19 protein-coding genes are annotated in these 15,598 nt (G+C 40.6%); 7 read left to right on the top strand and 12 right to left on the bottom strand.

The genetic code is table 11. The features are described from left to right. Positions 1–17: 17 nt before the first annotated feature. The 9 genes from trpB to CRO21_RS05920 all read right to left on the bottom strand — a co-directional run bounded on the left by trpB (position 18) and on the right by CRO21_RS05920 (position 7,727). Positions 18–1,226 (bottom strand): tryptophan synthase subunit beta, encoded by a 1,209-nt coding sequence (gene trpB / locus CRO21_RS05960; RefSeq protein ID WP_097078406.1) that lies wholly within the window; start codon positions 1,224–1,226, stop codon positions 18–20. Positions 1,227–1,289: 63 nt separating this feature from the next. Further along, entirely contained in the window at positions 1,290–2,477 is a 1,188-nt protein-coding gene (locus CRO21_RS05955; RefSeq protein WP_097078405.1) for a vWA domain-containing protein, read from the bottom strand. An 11-nt stretch (positions 2,478–2,488) separates the two neighbouring features. Next, on the bottom strand, positions 2,489–3,340 hold the full coding sequence (locus CRO21_RS05950; protein WP_097078404.1) for an AAA family ATPase: 852 nt from the start codon (positions 3,338–3,340) through the stop codon (positions 2,489–2,491). A gap of 68 nt (positions 3,341–3,408) precedes the next feature. Then, positions 3,409–3,801, bottom strand: a complete 393-nt coding sequence (locus tag CRO21_RS05945) for a hypothetical protein (protein WP_097078403.1) — start codon at positions 3,799–3,801, stop codon at positions 3,409–3,411. Then, positions 3,794–4,096: a YcgL domain-containing protein gene (locus CRO21_RS05940; protein ID WP_097078402.1), complete on the bottom strand. Its 303-nt coding sequence runs from the start codon at positions 4,094–4,096 to the stop codon at positions 3,794–3,796. Before CRO21_RS05940 ends, CRO21_RS05945 begins: the two co-directional genes overlap by 8 nt. Positions 4,097–4,274: 178 nt before the next feature. After that, on the bottom strand, positions 4,275–5,393 hold the full coding sequence (locus CRO21_RS05935; RefSeq protein WP_097078401.1) for a ribonuclease D: 1,119 nt from the start codon (positions 5,391–5,393) through the stop codon (positions 4,275–4,277). A 39-nt stretch (positions 5,394–5,432) separates the two neighbouring features. After that, entirely contained in the window at positions 5,433–6,035 is a 603-nt protein-coding gene (recR, locus tag CRO21_RS05930) for a recombination mediator RecR (protein ID WP_087620013.1), read from the bottom strand. Positions 6,036–6,129: 94 nt separating this feature from the next. Continuing rightward, on the bottom strand, positions 6,130–6,459 hold the full coding sequence (locus CRO21_RS05925) for a YbaB/EbfC family nucleoid-associated protein (protein ID WP_097078400.1): 330 nt from the start codon (positions 6,457–6,459) through the stop codon (positions 6,130–6,132). Between the two features lie 59 nt (positions 6,460–6,518). Beyond that, complete coding sequence (locus CRO21_RS05920; protein ID WP_097078399.1) at positions 6,519–7,727, bottom strand: O-succinylhomoserine sulfhydrylase; 1,209 nt, start codon at positions 7,725–7,727, stop codon at positions 6,519–6,521. 135 nt (positions 7,728–7,862) lie between these two features. On the opposite strand from CRO21_RS05920, the gene CRO21_RS05915 reads away from it, so the two are divergent. The 4 genes from CRO21_RS05915 to CRO21_RS05900 all read left to right on the top strand — a co-directional run bounded on the left by CRO21_RS05915 (position 7,863) and on the right by CRO21_RS05900 (position 10,645). Beyond that, positions 7,863–8,972, top strand: coding sequence for an alpha/beta fold hydrolase (locus tag CRO21_RS05915; protein ID WP_228150370.1), 1,110 nt, complete (start codon positions 7,863–7,865; stop codon positions 8,970–8,972). Between the two features lie 16 nt (positions 8,973–8,988). Further along, a complete protein-coding gene (locus CRO21_RS05910; RefSeq protein ID WP_097078398.1) occupies positions 8,989–9,861 on the top strand; it encodes an NAD(P)-dependent oxidoreductase in 873 nt (290 codons plus the stop codon). Between the two features lie 84 nt (positions 9,862–9,945). Next, positions 9,946–10,215 carry a YARHG domain-containing protein gene (locus tag CRO21_RS05905; RefSeq protein ID WP_378234952.1) on the top strand — a complete coding sequence of 90 codons (270 nt, stop codon included), beginning with the start codon at positions 9,946–9,948 and terminating at the stop codon, positions 10,213–10,215. Between the two features lie 10 nt (positions 10,216–10,225). Further along, the gene (locus CRO21_RS05900) at positions 10,226–10,645 is read left to right on the top strand and encodes an HIT family protein (RefSeq protein WP_097078396.1); all 420 of its coding nucleotides are present in this window, start codon (positions 10,226–10,228) and stop codon (positions 10,643–10,645) included. A gap of 131 nt (positions 10,646–10,776) precedes the next feature. Here the strand turns inward: CRO21_RS05900 and ygiD are convergent, their stop codons facing one another. From ygiD to CRO21_RS17520, 3 genes are all read right to left on the bottom strand, one after another. Next, positions 10,777–11,628, bottom strand: coding sequence for a 4,5-DOPA-extradiol-dioxygenase (gene ygiD / locus CRO21_RS05895; RefSeq protein ID WP_097078395.1), 852 nt, complete (start codon positions 11,626–11,628; stop codon positions 10,777–10,779). Positions 11,629–11,883: 255 nt separating this feature from the next. After that, on the bottom strand, positions 11,884–12,102 hold the full coding sequence (locus CRO21_RS05890) for a hypothetical protein (protein ID WP_097078394.1): 219 nt from the start codon (positions 12,100–12,102) through the stop codon (positions 11,884–11,886). Positions 12,103–12,163: 61 nt separating this feature from the next. Further along, positions 12,164–12,325 carry a hypothetical protein gene (locus CRO21_RS17520; RefSeq protein ID WP_097078393.1) on the bottom strand — a complete coding sequence of 54 codons (162 nt, stop codon included), beginning with the start codon at positions 12,323–12,325 and terminating at the stop codon, positions 12,164–12,166. Positions 12,326–12,815: 490 nt separating this feature from the next. Between CRO21_RS17520 and CRO21_RS05880 the strand changes: the two genes are divergently transcribed. The 3 genes from CRO21_RS05880 (at position 12,816) to CRO21_RS05870 (ending at position 15,407) form a co-directional block, all read left to right on the top strand. Then, positions 12,816–12,995, top strand: coding sequence for a hypothetical protein (locus tag CRO21_RS05880; protein WP_097078392.1), 180 nt, complete (start codon positions 12,816–12,818; stop codon positions 12,993–12,995). 336 nt (positions 12,996–13,331) lie between these two features. Next, on the top strand, positions 13,332–14,507 hold the full coding sequence (locus CRO21_RS05875; RefSeq protein ID WP_097078391.1) for a DUF1615 family protein: 1,176 nt from the start codon (positions 13,332–13,334) through the stop codon (positions 14,505–14,507). A gap of 267 nt (positions 14,508–14,774) precedes the next feature. Further along, positions 14,775–15,407 carry an HAD-IB family hydrolase gene (locus CRO21_RS05870; protein WP_097078390.1) on the top strand — a complete coding sequence of 211 codons (633 nt, stop codon included), beginning with the start codon at positions 14,775–14,777 and terminating at the stop codon, positions 15,405–15,407. Positions 15,408–15,598 lie beyond the last annotated feature (191 nt).

Below are 15,598 nucleotides of genomic sequence, written 5' to 3'. Positions count from 1 at the left end.
TTCTATATTGCGATGGATTATAAACCTAATTTTTCAGCCACATAATCTGCATCTTTATCCCCACGACCCGATACATTTACCACAATGTTAATATTTTTAGGTAATTTTCCTGCTTCACGAATCGCCCATGCCACAGCATGTGAACTTTCCAATGCCGGAATAATCCCTTCTACACGGGATAATGTCATAAAAGCGTCCAGACATTCCTGATCGGTCGCTGTTTCATACTGCACCCGACCAATATCCTTTAAATAGCTATGTTGTGGACCCACACCCGGATAATCCAGCCCTGAAGCAATTGAATGAACAGGCAGAGGTTCACCTTTCTCATCTTCCAACACATAACATGCCATACCATGAATCTGACCCGGTTTACCCAAGGTTAAAGTTGCAGAGTGTTGTGTGGTTTGTAGACCATGACCTGCCGGTTCGACACCGATCAGCTTCACCTGATCATCCGCCAGAAACTCACTAAATGCCCCCATGGCATTAGAACCACCACCCACACAAGCCACGATGTAATCCGGTAACTGCTTAAATTGTGTTTGTGCTTGTTGTCTAATTTCCTTGCCAATAATGGCTTGGAAGTCACGGACCATTTTTGGAAAAGGATGCGGACCAACCACCGAACCAATGGCATAAATATAATTTTCAGGGTCTTTGAGATATTCCTCAAACGCACTGTCAACCGCATCTTTTAAAGTTGCAGTCCCGCGCGTTACCGTAATCAGAGTAGCGCCCAAAATTTTCATTTTGACGACATTTGGATGTTCTTTTTCAATATCAACTTGTCCCATATGAATTTCACAGGGAATACCGACCAATGCACAGGCTGTTGCCAGTGCAACACCATGCTGTCCTGCACCTGTTTCGGCAATCACTTTGGTTTTGCCCATATATTTGGCCAGTAAAGCTTCACCCAAACAATGATTGATTTTATGTGCACCGGTATGGTTTAAATCTTCACGTTTTAAATAGATCTGTGCCCCACCCAGTTGCTCGGATAGCCGTCTAGCATGAAACAAAGGGCTCGGACGACCCACATAATAGGTGAATAAATCTTGTAGTTCTTGCTGAAATTCCGGTTGTTGGCGAATTTCCTCATAAGCTACATTAATGTCATCCATGGCTTTCTTTAAATGTGGCGGAATAAACTGACCACCATATTCACCAAAAAAGCCCTGTTCGTTTGGGAGTGCAACTCCATTTAAATGATATTCTGTCATGGCAATGCCCTGATGATAAAAGACTGAATAAAAACAACAGTAAATATAAGGTCGATTGACACCTTATCGGGATAAATAACGCGTCAAATCCTCGATGCCCTTTAAGCTCATCGGATACATGTGATCTTCAAAAACTTGTTTGATCACTTGAATCGTTTGGGTGTATTGCCAATATCCTTGTTCTTCAGGATTTAGCCATGCCACTTTATCAAAGTGCTGCCTTAGACGTTGCAGCCAGACGATACCCGCTTCGTCATTCATATATTCTACCGAACCACCGACCGATGTCAGCTCATATGGTGCCATACTGGCATCACCGACAATGATCACCCGATAATCCTTGCCATATTTATGAAAAAGATCGAAAGTTTCCATTCGGGTGTTTTGACGACGGTGATTATCTTTCCAGACATAATCGTACAGGCAATTATGGAAATAAAAATATTCCAGTGTTTTAAACTCAAACTTTGCCGCAGTAAATAACTTTTGACATTGGGCTATATAGGCATCCATCGAGCCGCCCACATCAAACAGCATTAATACTTTGATACGGTTACGTCGCTCTGGCACCATTTGTACATCCAATATGCCTTTTTGGGCAGTTTTTTGAATGGTTGTACCAATGTCCAGTTCTTCGGCAGCACCTTGTCTGGCAAATTTTCTCAGCCGACGCAATGCCATTTGCATTTGACGGGTGCCCAACATCTGATCATCATCGAGATTTTGATACTTACGCTGTTCCCATACTTTGACCGCAGATTTTTTACGGCCGGGACCACCAATACGCACACCTTCCGGATGATCACCAAAAGCACCAAACGGCGAAGTCCCACCGGTACCGACCATGCGATTACCACCCTGATGCTTTTTATGCTGTTCACGTAAACGTTCTTCCAGCATTTTCATCAGTTCTTCCAGTGAACCTGCTTTTTGTAATGCTTCACGCTGTTCCGGGCTAAGATGCTTTTCCAGCAATTCCAGATCGAACCAGTCTTTTGGTAAATGCTTGACCTGATTAAGTAAATCATCAATATCGAAGCTTTCTATTCCTTCAAAATAGTCCTTGAACGCACGATCAAATTTATCAAAGTATCGTTCATCTTTGACCATGACAGTACGTGCCAGCTGATAAAACTGTTCCTGATCGGCAAACACCACACCGGAAGCTACTGCCTGATTGAGATCTATCAATTCTCTGGTTGTCACAGGAACGCCATATTTTCGCAGCGTGTAAAATAAACGGATAAACATTTAGCTGCTCCCTATCGACGGGACATAAAGGCTAAACGCTCCAATAACTGTACATCTTGTTCATTCTTAATCAGTGCACCATACATCGGTGGAATAGCCGCAGTCCGGTCACGATTACGCAAGATATCTTCCGGTACTTCATCTGCCATCAGTAAACGTAACCAGTCAATCAATTCACTGGTAGAAGGCGGTTTTTTTAATCCCGGAATATCGCGCAGTTTAAAGAATATTTGTAAGGCTTCCGAAACAAGCATGTGATTAATATTGGGAAAATGCACATCGATGATTTGTCGCATGGTGGCTTCATCAGGAAATTCGATGTAGTGAAAGAAGCAGCGGCGTAAAAATGCATCAGGTAATTCTTTTTCATTATTTGAGGTAATAATCACAATCGGACGCTGAGTAGCCGAAATGGTTTCACCAGTTTCATAGACATAAAATGCCATTTTATCGAGTTCATGTAATAAGTCATTCGGAAACTCGATATCTGCCTTATCAATTTCATCAATCAATAATACACAGCGCTCTTCACTGGTAAATGCCTCCCAGAGCTTGCCCGGCTTAATATAGTTGGCAATCTCATAGACACGATCATCACCTAGCTGACTATCACGCAGTCGGGATACTGCATCATATTCATACAAACCCTGTTGGGCTTTGGTGGTTGATTTTATATGCCAGGTAATCAGTTTGAGCCCAAGACTTTGTGCAACTTGCTCGGCCAATAAGGTTTTCCCTGTGCCGGGTTCACCTTTAACCAACAATGGCTTTTGTAAAATTCTTGCAGCATGAACTGCAAGTTTTAAACCCTCTGTTGCAATATATTGAGAGGTACTTTCAAACTTATTTTCTTGAGTAGACATACATCTTCCTAATGTGAATCCAAAATCATTCTCAGCATTTACCAATCATTTTTAGATACTTGCTATGTTTATGAAGAAACCGTCTGGTCTTCTTTATTGGCTTGATACTTTGACCAGCAATAACCAATAAAGAAACCAAGCCCAGCAACCACCAAGATGTACAGAAGATTGGATAAAATCAATGGCTCTTCCTTGGTTAATACCCCGAAGATTAGGCCAATGATTGCAGGTGCAATACCTGCATTGTCACCTTCAGAAACTGTGGGTGTCGCCAAAAGCGCAAACAGAATAATCCAGCTGATTCCACCGAATGGACTCGGCAAGCGTTTGGCAATTCCGTACCATGCCCATAAAGCGATCAGCGTTCCGCCAATATAGACAGTCACTGCGATTGAGTCTTCCGGAATGGCATCAAAGATACTTAGGAAGCTGTGCCACCATACTGTTAATTGATCAAGCACCTCTTAAACCCTCTGGCGCAGTTGCATTGGGATTAATTAATCCTTCCGGTGGCAACTGCATAAAATAGCCTTTGGTTGTTAATGCATCGAGAACATGCAATACCGATACACGGGCAAGTTTACGTGTTTCATGTAATTCAAGATGCATCACAAATGTCGGGCGGCCAAAGGCGACCTGTAATAAATCCGGCACATCGGCAAAAGGTTCTTTGGCTTCATCATTTGGGTAATCAGGGCGAGCAACGTAAAGATACATTTCATCCTTTTTACTCGATCTATAAATGTCACAATGCATATTCTTACACCTTGTTTAGGCTTACACTTGCTTGGCAGTTTGCATTTAGCATACACAATTTTATCTGCTGATGCGAAACTTGCGGGTTATTTTATTGCAAAAATAAATATTCTAGACAATGAAAAAAATCAATGTCTGCTCAACTGTACTATTTGGCTTTGTTAAGGCTAAACTTATTTTAACGACGAGCTTTATCCTGTTGCAGAATATCGATCAATGGCAAAGTGACTTCCTGATAACGCCAACCACGCAAATATGGGTTTAATTGATTGATATCCTGCATATCATGAAACACAAAGGTATTTAATTGGGTTAACCATTTTTTACGCATTAATACTTCACCAGGAATCTGCCATGTTTGACTGAGATCAGCAATTTTTTGCTCAATCCGTTCCTTGGTCCCGTCGAGATAACGATAAGGTCGTTCCAGACGTTGCGGCCACACGGTCTGCTCAGGTAATTCATTTAATAATCTTAGAATTTCCTTACCATGCTCGCGTAATACGGCTGGTTTTAGCTCGTGGGTGTTTGCCAGTTGCTGCATGGTTTTGGGTGTACGTTCAATCAGTTTGTTAATGCTATTGTTTTTTATAATATAACTGCGTGGTTTGTTCTGTGCAATGGCAAGCTGTTCCCTCCACGTGGCGATTTGTTTTAACTGCATTAATTGCCGGGAAGTATGCCGATAATTGGCAATATCCAAATAAACATCATTAAGAGGTAATTGCTCGGCCAAAGAAGCACAATAGTTACGGCAATCTTCTAAAACATAGGCATATAAATTTTTGTTTTTAAGCTGTTCAATTAAATGATCTGCCAAATCCTGAAGATAATAAACATCCGAAGCCGCATAACGAACCTGCTCTTCACTCAGTGGCCGTGCCAGCCAATCTGAACGGGTTTGGTCCTTATCAACATGGATTCCCAAAATCTTCTCAATCGCAGATTGATAACTGATCTGCATGCCGTGACCTAAAAATGCCATAGCAACTTGTGTATCTAATACATTATTCAAGGCATTCTGTTTGGAGTAATGATAAATTAAATCAATATCCTCACCACAGGCGTGAAATATGTTGAGTTTGGCTTGAAATAGACTATCCCACACTGCTGATAGTTCCAGCACGCCATCAATCAAATACACCTGCTGATTCACATTGACCTGTAACACACCCAGTTTTGGATAAAGCGTATCAACCTTGATAAATTCGGTGTCTAGTGCATTCGCCGGACTGTGCTGTAATTGTTCAACAATGGGCTGTAATTGTGCTTGTTGGGCGATCCATTGATAATGCATAAGATTTCCTGAAGACTAACCAGCAGTTTTGTCTGGCAATTAGTCCTGATTTAACAATAATCGGTGTGTTAATGCCTGATGTAAGGTATGGCTATCGACATATTCCAATTCGCCGCCTTGTGGTACGCCCTGTGCAATACGGGTAATTCGAATCGGCAAATGTTTACAAGCTTCAACCAGATAATGCGCAGTTGCCTGCCCTTCAACGGTGGCATTGGTTGCCAAAATCACTTCTTTAATCTGACCTTGAGATAAGCGCTGCAATAGATGTGGAATACCGACTTCTTCCGGTCCAATACCATCAAGTGGTGACAAATGACCATGCAAAACATGGTACTTACCTTTAAAGCTGCCACTGTGTTCTATGGCAAATACATCGGCTGGTGATTCCACCACACACAACAGGGCATCATCACGCTCACTGTCCTGACAAATTTCACAGACCTCAAGCTCGGTTAACGCATGGCACACCGAACATTCATGAATATGTTCAACTGCATCCTGTATGGCCTGAGCAAGTTCAAGCGCCCCAGTGCGTTGTCGCATCAATAAATGTAATGCCATACGCTGAGCAGATTTTGAACCCACACTTGGTAGTAAGCGTAACTTTTGTACCAGTATATTGAAGCGGTCACTATACACGCTTTACAACCTCAAATTTTAATTCGATTCAATTCTTCGGCACCAAACAATGAGTAGGTGAAAGAAAAACTGAACCGTTTTCATAAAAACAAAATTAGAATAAGCCAGACAAACCTGGTGGTAATCCCATGCCGCTATTGGCAGTTTTTAAACGCTCATCGGCAATCGCTTCGGCCTGACGTACAGCATCATTAACCGCAGCAGCAATCAGGTCTTCGATCATATCCGGTTCGTCCTGCAATAATTCAGGACTGATTTCGATGCGTTTAACCACAAAACGACAAGTCATGGTCACTTTGACCAAACCACCACCCGCTTCTGCCTGGACTTCTGTTTGTCCCAACTGCGCCTTGGTTTTTTTGACGTTTTCTTCCATATCTTTTTGCATACGCTGTGCTTGTTGCATCAACATATTAATATTCATAAGGCTATCCTTCTAAACAATCTGTGGCAGTTGCCATCATACAACTGCCCTTAAGCCAATCAAATCTGATCTAAACCACGTTTCAGATCGGCAATAATATCATCAATATCTTCAAGTCCAACAGAAACACGAATTAAACCTTCGCTAATCCCTGCCGCAGCTTTGGCTTCAGGCGACAACTTACCGTGTGTGGTGGTTGCCGGATGGGTAATGGTTGATTTCACATCGCCCAAATTTCCGGTAATGGAAATAAAACGGGTCGAATCAATCACTTTCCATGCGCCATCTCGTTCGCCTTTAACTTCAAAGGTGACAATACCACCAAAGCCGGCCTGTTGCGATTTTGCCAGTTCATGTCCTTTATGCGCTGGCAAGCCTGTATAAAATACTTTATTGACGTTTGGATGCTGATCCAGCCATTCAGCCAGTTTCTGTGCATTATCACAGTGGGCATACATACGGAGTTTCAGCGTTTCCAGACCTTTAAGGAAAATCCATGCATTAAATGGACTCATGCTTGGACCCAAGGTACGCACCACACCAAACACTTCTTCCAGCAATTGATGTGAACCGACCACTGCACCACCCAGTGCACGTCCCTGACCATCAATATATTTGGTCGCAGAGTAAATCGCCAGATCGGCACCCAATGCAATTGGACGCTGTAAAATCGGTGTACAAAAACTGTTGTCTACCGCAAGTAAAGCATCATGCTGATGTGCTAATTCTGCTAATGCACGAATATCGGCAATTTCAGACAAAGGATTGGACGGTGATTCAAGGAACAATAATTTGGTCCGTCCGGGTTGAATCGCCTGCTGCCAAGCATTTAAATCTTCCAGATCAACAAAATCGATGTCTACGCCAAACTTACGCACATATTTATCAAACAGGGACACACTAGAACCGAACATGGCACGGGAACATACCACATGATCACCGGTTTTAAGAAATGCCAGCACGATTGAGATAATTGCCGCCATACCGGAACTGGTGGCCACTGCACGTTCTGCACCATCAAGTGCTGCCAAACGTTTTTCAAACATGGCCACTGTCGGATTGGTAAAGCGCGAATAAATATTACCCGGCTCTGCACCAGAAAACTTGGCCGCAGCTTCTGCGGCATTTTCATAGACAAATGATGAGGTCAGGAAAATGGGCTCACTATGCTCACCTTCATGGGTTCGATCATGTCCGGTACGAATGGCCAAAGTTGCTAATTGGTACTCATGCTGCAAATCATCTTGCTGGTCAGTGTGCTGACTCATACTATTTTCAGTCCGAAAACTGCCCTATCTAAAAACCTGACCACATTTTGCTAGTCATGGGTTTTTTGGTCAAGGCAAAATCAGGGTTTATCCCCTAAAATTATCAATTAGTTTGTTATTTTCTGAGCAAAGGCTGTGAAAACAAAATATTTGAAACCTCAACCTTTGGTAAAACAAAGCTATCAACATCTTAAACGCCGTCTTTTTGATCGTAAAAGCCTGATTCTTTCTGAGCAATTGCCTTATCAGGTAATTGCACATTTTGATAAAGCCACAGTGCGCCATTATCCGGCCAAACACCATCAGCAGCAACGCATTCCTTTGGTACTGGTTGCACCACTGGCTGTAAAAATGGCGATTTATGATTTATTCCCCTATCGCTCGCTGGTACGTTACCTGACGGATAGTGGTTTTGACATTTATCTGATTGACTGGGGACAACTGAATCGAAACGATGCCGATCTAGATTTTAATTATTTTGTCTTTCAAGCATTGCCCGCCCTAATCAAGGACATCAAACAATATACCGATTGTGATGAGATTTCTTTACAGGGCTGGAGTATGGCTGGTATTTTTTGTTTGCTATATGCGGCATCGGGTCTGGATCAGGGTATCCGCAATTTATTAATTTTCGCCAGTCCAATTGATGCCTATGCATCAGGTCGTATTGGTTTGGGATATCAACTTGCCAATCGTTTGATCGAACAAAGTCCATTATCGCTACAACAAATCCTGCTGCTCAAGCATCTTCCCAATCGCATCATTCACTCTCCAGGCAAACTCAATGCACTGGGCTTTAAACTTCTTAATCCACTGGGAATTCTGCAAGGACATTTACAACTTCTTAAACGACTATCCAATCTGGAAGATGTCAAATCCCATGCCACGCTCGGTGATTTTTTAAATGATATGATTGATTATCCGGGCGCCATCAATCGCGATATGTTGCTATGGATCTGGCTAAAGAACCCCCTAAATCAAGGTAAATTTTCGTATAAGGGCCGCACACTAGATATTAACAACATCAAATCTTCATTATTAATCGGTGCCGGTGACAGTGATGGCATGGTCACACCAGCATCAGTACAACCCTTAACACATTTAACCTCGAGTCAAGATGTATGCTTTAAACTGATTCCCGGCGGACATATGGGCTTGATGTGTAGTCAGGCCAGTAGCATACAATTCTGGCCATTCTTGACAAATTGGCTAGAACAGCGTTCTATGATCAGCCAACACCATTAAGTTTAAGGATTTTAATATGTCTGTGTCTGTTGCTTTTATTGGTTTGGGTGCAATGGGTTATCGTATGGCAGCCCATTTGCCTAAAGCATTTCAATCGGTATGGGTCTGGAATCGCAGCTTTGAAAAAGCCGAACAACATGCCAAAACCTACGGCACACAAGCTGTATCCATAGAACAGGCAACACAGGCAGACATTATTTTTTCATGTTTACCAACCAGTCGGCAGGTTGAAGACATCATTCAAGCCCATCCACCCAAAGCAGGCGCAATCTGGGTGGACTGCACCAGTGGCGAACCAGAATCTGCCAAACGCATGGTAGAGTTTTTAAAAACATATCAGGCGGACTTTCTTGACGCGCCGGTTTCGGGACAAACCATTGGCGCAGAAAAAGGCACGCTCACCGTAATGATTGGTGGTGATCAGGCTGCCTTTGAACGTGCTTATCCTGCCATTGAAACCTTTGGCGGATTGATCAAGCATGTCGGTGACGCTGGTGCAGGTTTTGCAGTAAAAGCTGTCAATAATATGTTACTGGCTGTGCATCTATGGGCTGCCGCAGAAGGCTTTACCGCGCTTAAAGCCAGTGGGGTCGATTTAAACAGTGCACTGGAATGTATCAACGCATCCAGCGGAAAAAGCGGTGTAACCGAAACTACATTACCGCAACGGATTTTAAATCGTAGTTTTCCTTTGACCTTTGCGCTGCCTTTACTGGCCAAAGATACAGGCATCGCCTTAAATCTGGCACAACAGGCCAAACTGCCAACGCCACTACTTAGCCTCATCCAGAATTTAATTCAGGCGGCAAATTTAACCGCAGCACCGGATAGTGACTTTTCGGCAGCAGTGAAACTGTATGAGGACTGGACTAAAATTACCATACAATAACAATTTGATTGTTTTTAATAGTGGTTATCCCCATGTATATCATATAATCGCACTAGGTTCATACCTGAAAAAGGAAACCCAATGATGAAATTAATTGTAAAATGCTCTATCTTCGGTCTGTTACTAACAGGTTTAACATCAGCCTATGCAGATGATGCAAAATGCAAACAGCTACAAGATCAAAAAAATCTGATCTATGCAGCACATGGTTACTGTTTTAAAGATCCAGATGCGCAAAAACAGTATGGTGCAGATTGCCATACCAAAAAACCTAAATTCAGCGATGCAGAAAGCAAACGTCTGGCACAAATCGAAGACAGTCAAAAATCGTTGAACTGCCCTAAAAAGGATTAAGGAAAGTTTTATGATGTATAACGATCAGAATATTTTTGCCAAAATTATTCGTGGTGAACTGCCTGTCATTAAAATTTATGAAGATGATAAAACACTGGCGTTTATGGACATCATGCCACAGGCAGATGGTCATGCATTGGTGATCCCCAAAACATCAGCGGTTACTTTATTGGATTTGCCGGGTGACGATGCAGCCTATACGATTCAGATCGTGCAAAAAGTTGCTCGTGCCATTGAAAAAGCACTGGATAAACAAGGCATCATTCTGATGCAACTGTCTGGTGAAGCAGCAGGCCAAACTGTTCCCCATGTGCACTTCCACCTGATTCCTAGCAATGTGCATCAATTGGGTAAGCATGCTGCACAAATGGGTGATCAAGACAAAATCAAAGCCTTTGCTGAACAAATTAAAGCGGTGCTTGACGCTTAAAGCTTTGGGTCTTAGATGATCTATTTATAGACACTGCGACATACGAAAATGCCTCACTCGATTGATTCAAGTGAGGCATTTTTATTTTTTAATACTTATGCTCTGAATTGTGTATCTGTTGCACATGATCTTTAAGCGGCATTTAAAATAAATGAGGTCATACTTAAAGAGCCCATCGTAGTATGCGCATTAAAGAGCGACAACTGATCCTGATCGGTCTGCAAACCTAGCGCATATAGCATAGGATAATAATGATCGGGCGTTGGAATTGCCAGTTTAAATGCCGGCCCCTGCTTATCCCAATCAATCAAGGCATCATGTTGATGCGCTAGCAACATGTTTTGCATTGTTGCATCTGCCTCCAGTGCCCAGTCATAGCCATAATGTAAATCACCAGTTTCATACCATGCAACCATACGCAAATTATGAATTAAATTACCACTGGCAATGATCAATACACCTTTTTGTCGCAATGCTGACAGCTCTTTTGCCAGTGCATAGTGATAGGTGGCATCCTGACTATAATCCACACTCAACTGCACCACCGGAATATTGGCATCTGGAAACATATGAATTAATACACCCCAAGTGCCATGATCCAGCCCCCAACTTAAATCGGGCTGTACTTCAGTACTGTGTATGGCAGTCATTGTTTCTTTGACCAAATCCTGATTGCCAGATGCCGGATATTGCACATCAAACAATGCTTGCGGGAATCCACCAAAATCATGAATGGTTTTTGGTGCTGGCATGGCGGTAATGGCTGTACCACCTTGTGTCAACCAATGTGCAGAAATACATAAAATTGCAGCGGGTTGTGGCTGTAAATTTTTTCCAATACTCTGCCATTTTTGTGCAAACTCATTATCTTCAATAGCATTCATGGGTGTGCCATGTCCGACAAAAATTACCGGCATCGTGCTACTATTCGGCAAAGATTTTGTCCATGCCGATAAGTCCTGTAAATGATTTAAATTATTCATATTGCCCCCTTATCTGATCAAAATTATGGGGCCTTCTCTTACAGATTTAAACCCTGAATAAATCAACACATCGTTGCATTTTTAACTATAAAATTAATTTTAGATAAAAATTAGAGATTAGATTTAAATCTTATAAAGCAACACGCTAAATTTTTATAGAAACTTCAAGTTTCAATATTAATATTAACTACCATGCAATTATATTTTAAATATTTTTATACTATATTTTTTATTTAGCAAACCACATATATTAAATTATAATTTACTCTGTTCAAATTCGTCCTGAACAAAATAAACCTCTTCAGCATTTGGCAAAGACCATTGATAAGTACCCAATATTCTAAATAATTGCTGATTATAATTATTAAATAACTCCATCAATTGATGATCCAAATATATACCGACAAATATAATTTTCTCGTTGCTTCGATATTCATGATACATTTGATGGGCTTGTACAACATGTATGCTCATATTATCACATCCAAAAAATGGAAGGTGCTTTCGCCCCTTCCAGATTTAATTTATAACCTAATTATTTAGGTTGTTCATTATTTTGTTGCGGTTGGTTTTGGTTCGGTTGTTTTGGTTCATTTTGACCCGGAGATGGGCGAAACTCTTTACCATCATTTTGCTGTTGTTGTTGCTGTTTCGATTTATCCTGAGATGTATTGGTATTACCTTGATTCTGAGACATGAGAGTCTTCCTGTATAATGATGTGGAGATCATTCTCTACCACTAAATTCAGCATAGGCTTTTAAAAATAAAATAGATAGCATTTAGATGTGTGGCTGAGGTAATTAGTGTAAGTCAAAAATTATTAATTTTAAGTAATCTACTGTTATTTAATATTTAAATATCAAAACCATCATTACATATTTAAATCAATCTAAAATAAATAAGCTAATCTGTTTTAGATATATTAAAATTCTTATCTTTTAAAATGCATTTAAACTTACTTAAAATAATTTACAATTTCAATGTTGCTTTTATGTAGATTAAATATCAGCGATCTATTTTAATTAAGTGATAGCTTACAATGAAATAGACATTATTTATCGATAAAATGGAAAATTTATCATGGCTTAATATACATATCGGTACATATTACGCTCACAACACCCTTAGTATAAGTTGATTAACCGCCTATGATAGCAACTCAATAATGAAATCAAAGGACATCAACATGACGACCGAAAATAAAGGCTTTAAGGCTTTCGCCAACCAGACCAGTCATCTGAATAACACATCAAAAGCGGATGAACATAGCGAAGTCAAACCAGTTGAAGTTCCTGGAAAACCAGCGGTTAGCGATCAATCGGATAAAGCAGTACAACCAAACCACAATACAGCAAAACCGCAATAAATTTTAATATACGCTACAATTTGATCTGGCCTATAACATTTCCGAATGTTATAGGCTTAATTTTTTCCGATAACAAACAATAATATTTTGAATCAGCCTAAACATATTTTTGATGCGTTTAATAGAGATCATTAAGTTTTATTATGTTCATCGATTAACTTACTTTCTTTATGAAATTTCGCGTTTTATTCAGCGGAAATACCAGATGTATATTCTATGTATTTTCTATAAGATAAAGATCAATATACATAGCAAATTTTTTCAAGATACCCTAACATAGCAGATTGAAGTCCAATCCCTCAACTGCGCTTTTGCGTATTTTGTATAGATGTGCCTATGAATCATCGCTATCGCCAAATTCATATCCCCCTGATTTGTGCCTTATCTTTGTCTATCACAGCCTGTGATGGCAAATTTTTTAACACAGAAAAAGATTCAAAACTCAGTGCTGAACACGTCAGTAAGCTCATTCCTGCCCGGGTCAAGGATCGTGATTCATGGGCAAATGATATTATTCAGATCACTGATGAATTAAAAATCACGCAGGATGCGCAAAATATCTGTACGATTATTGCTGTGGTAGATCAAGAATCCAATTTTATTGCCGATCCTGTTGTACCGGGATTGGGAGATAAAGCTGCTAAAGAAATTAACCAGCGTCTGGAAGACAAACTTGGCACAAAAATGGCTGGATATTTTGAGACCATGCTCAAAACCAAACCCACCCCTGAAGATAATTATTTAAATCAGATTCGTAAAGTCAAAACCGAACGTGAGTTGGATCAACTGTATCGGGAAATGTTTGATTATTACAGCAAACAATATCATGTCAGCCTATTGGCAGGCGCGGCCAAACTGGTTGGGCAAGATGTAGCCGAGAATTTCAACCCGATCACTACACTAGGCTCAATGCAGGTACATATTCATTATGCCAAAGCGCATAAGCGTAGCTTTATGACAATTAATCAGCTGCGGGATAACCTCTACACGCAAAATGGTGGTTTATATTATGGTATTCACCGTTTAATGATGTATCCGGCAAAATATGATAAACCCCTGTATCGTTTTGCCGATTACAACTCTGGCATGTATTCTAGTCGCAATGCTGCATTTCAAAAAATGATCAATAAATTGGCCGATACGAAATTAGATTTGGATGGCGATTTATTACTTTATAATAAAGACGGTGACGCCAAACTACAAAAAAGCAGTACCGAAGTCGCATTGATTCAATATTTCTCTACCGATCCCACTGCGCCTTCAGCACGCACGATTCGTAGTGATCTCAAGGATGAGAAATCTCAGGCCTTTGAGGACAGCGTAACTTATCAATATATCGTCAAACAATATGAAGCAAAAACTGGACAGACCGCCCCTTATGCAGTGATGCCAAAAGTGGTTATTTCCGGGCCGAAATTAAGCCGAGACTATAATACCAACTGGTTTGCCGAGCGTGTTAATGGTCGTTATACGCAATGTATGTCCCGAGCCAAACATTTAAAGTTAACCTAGGGTCTGTTGACATTTGATAAATAGATTGCGTTGTAGGCTAAAATTTCTTCAGACTAGGCACAAAGCGAAGGCAATGGCTATTCCCTTGTCGAGCTTTGTAACGACGTATGGGGGAATTTTAGCCACAACCCTTTGGGACTGGGTTGTTTTCCTTGCGGCGCAGTGCGCCTCATACTGCGTTATGAATAGTTTATTTAGAATAACTAAATTTCACTATTCATGCCTTGTATTGCCTAAAAAACAACCATTGTCGCAATCATAGACGAAATGCCAACAGACCCTAATATGACTGCACTCGCCCTGTTTGATTTCGATGGCACATTATGTAAACAGGATAGTTTTACAGGGTTTATGCAAAGTGCATTGCCCAAACATTCTTTTTACCGCAAATGTCTCAAGATCAGCCCACAAATTGCAGCATATTATCTTAAACTTTATCCAGCAAATCGAATGCGACCATTATTATTTAAAACCGTATTTAAGGATGAAAATGCGCATAAGGTTCATTTAATTGGTCAGAATTATGCCAAATATCTGGTCGAACACTGCTTAAATCCGGAAGTTTTAGCACGTTTAAAATGGCATCAGCAGCAACAGCATGATGTGGTCATTGTTTCTGCTTCTCTCAATTTATATTTACAGCCTGTGGCTAAGTTATTAAATGTCGAATTGATCTGCACTCAGGTCGATGCCGATCATCACGTGCTAACAGGTGCGTATCGTAGTGCAGATTGCAGTTGCAAGGAAAAAGTCTGTCGTTTAAAACAGCATTATGATCTGAATACATTCACCAAAATTTATGCCTATGGTAATAGCCATGAAGATATCCATATGCTGAAAGTGGCGACACATGCTTACTGGATTAATCAAAAACACCAGCTTCAGCCATTTTTGGGTTAAATTGTTATGGCAACAAGCCTATCGACAACATAAAACTTAAATTGCTTTAAAAAATCTCACACAATGTCGACTAAATTCACCTAAAAACTACATTTTCATCTTCACCTTTACATTTTTATGTAAAAAGCATATTCAGCCTATACTTATTTAATAAAAATTAGCTTTCGTAAAGTCAGTCATCTCGATAACAC

It is taken from the genome of Acinetobacter puyangensis (assembly GCF_900096995.1).
Classification (GTDB): domain Bacteria; phylum Pseudomonadota; class Gammaproteobacteria; order Pseudomonadales; family Moraxellaceae; genus Acinetobacter; species Acinetobacter puyangensis.
This window is presented reverse-complemented; position numbering and strand designations above follow the sequence as displayed.

What these genes read in the sequence shown, in the direction of transcription:
- trpB (WP_097078406.1), bottom strand. Translation starts at nt 1,226, where the DNA reads ATGACAGAATATCATTTAAATGGAGTTGCACTCCCAAACGAACAGGGC.
- CRO21_RS05955 (WP_097078405.1), bottom strand. Translation starts at nt 2,477, where the DNA reads ATGTTTATCCGTTTATTTTACACGCTGCGAAAATATGGCGTTCCTGTG.
- CRO21_RS05950 (WP_097078404.1), bottom strand. Translation starts at nt 3,340, where the DNA reads ATGTCTACTCAAGAAAATAAGTTTGAAAGTACCTCTCAATATATTGCA.
- CRO21_RS05940 (WP_097078402.1), bottom strand. Translation starts at nt 4,096, where the DNA reads ATGCATTGTGACATTTATAGATCGAGTAAAAAGGATGAAATGTATCTT.
- CRO21_RS05935 (WP_097078401.1), bottom strand. Translation starts at nt 5,393, where the DNA reads ATGCATTATCAATGGATCGCCCAACAAGCACAATTACAGCCCATTGTT.
- CRO21_RS05925 (WP_097078400.1), bottom strand. Translation starts at nt 6,459, where the DNA reads ATGAATATTAATATGTTGATGCAACAAGCACAGCGTATGCAAAAAGAT.
- CRO21_RS05920 (WP_097078399.1), bottom strand. Translation starts at nt 7,727, where the DNA reads ATGAGTCAGCACACTGACCAGCAAGATGATTTGCAGCATGAGTACCAA.
- CRO21_RS05910 (WP_097078398.1), top strand. Translation starts at nt 8,989, where the DNA reads ATGTCTGTGTCTGTTGCTTTTATTGGTTTGGGTGCAATGGGTTATCGT.
- CRO21_RS05905 (WP_378234952.1), top strand. Translation starts at nt 9,946, where the DNA reads ATGAAATTAATTGTAAAATGCTCTATCTTCGGTCTGTTACTAACAGGT.
- CRO21_RS05900 (WP_097078396.1), top strand. Translation starts at nt 10,226, where the DNA reads ATGATGTATAACGATCAGAATATTTTTGCCAAAATTATTCGTGGTGAA.
- ygiD (WP_097078395.1), bottom strand. Translation starts at nt 11,628, where the DNA reads ATGAATAATTTAAATCATTTACAGGACTTATCGGCATGGACAAAATCT.
- CRO21_RS05890 (WP_097078394.1), bottom strand. Translation starts at nt 12,102, where the DNA reads ATGAGCATACATGTTGTACAAGCCCATCAAATGTATCATGAATATCGA.
- CRO21_RS17520 (WP_097078393.1), bottom strand. Translation starts at nt 12,325, where the DNA reads ATGTCTCAGAATCAAGGTAATACCAATACATCTCAGGATAAATCGAAA.
- CRO21_RS05880 (WP_097078392.1), top strand. Translation starts at nt 12,816, where the DNA reads ATGACGACCGAAAATAAAGGCTTTAAGGCTTTCGCCAACCAGACCAGT.
- CRO21_RS05875 (WP_097078391.1), top strand. Translation starts at nt 13,332, where the DNA reads ATGAATCATCGCTATCGCCAAATTCATATCCCCCTGATTTGTGCCTTA.
- CRO21_RS05870 (WP_097078390.1), top strand. Translation starts at nt 14,775, where the DNA reads ATGCCAACAGACCCTAATATGACTGCACTCGCCCTGTTTGATTTCGAT.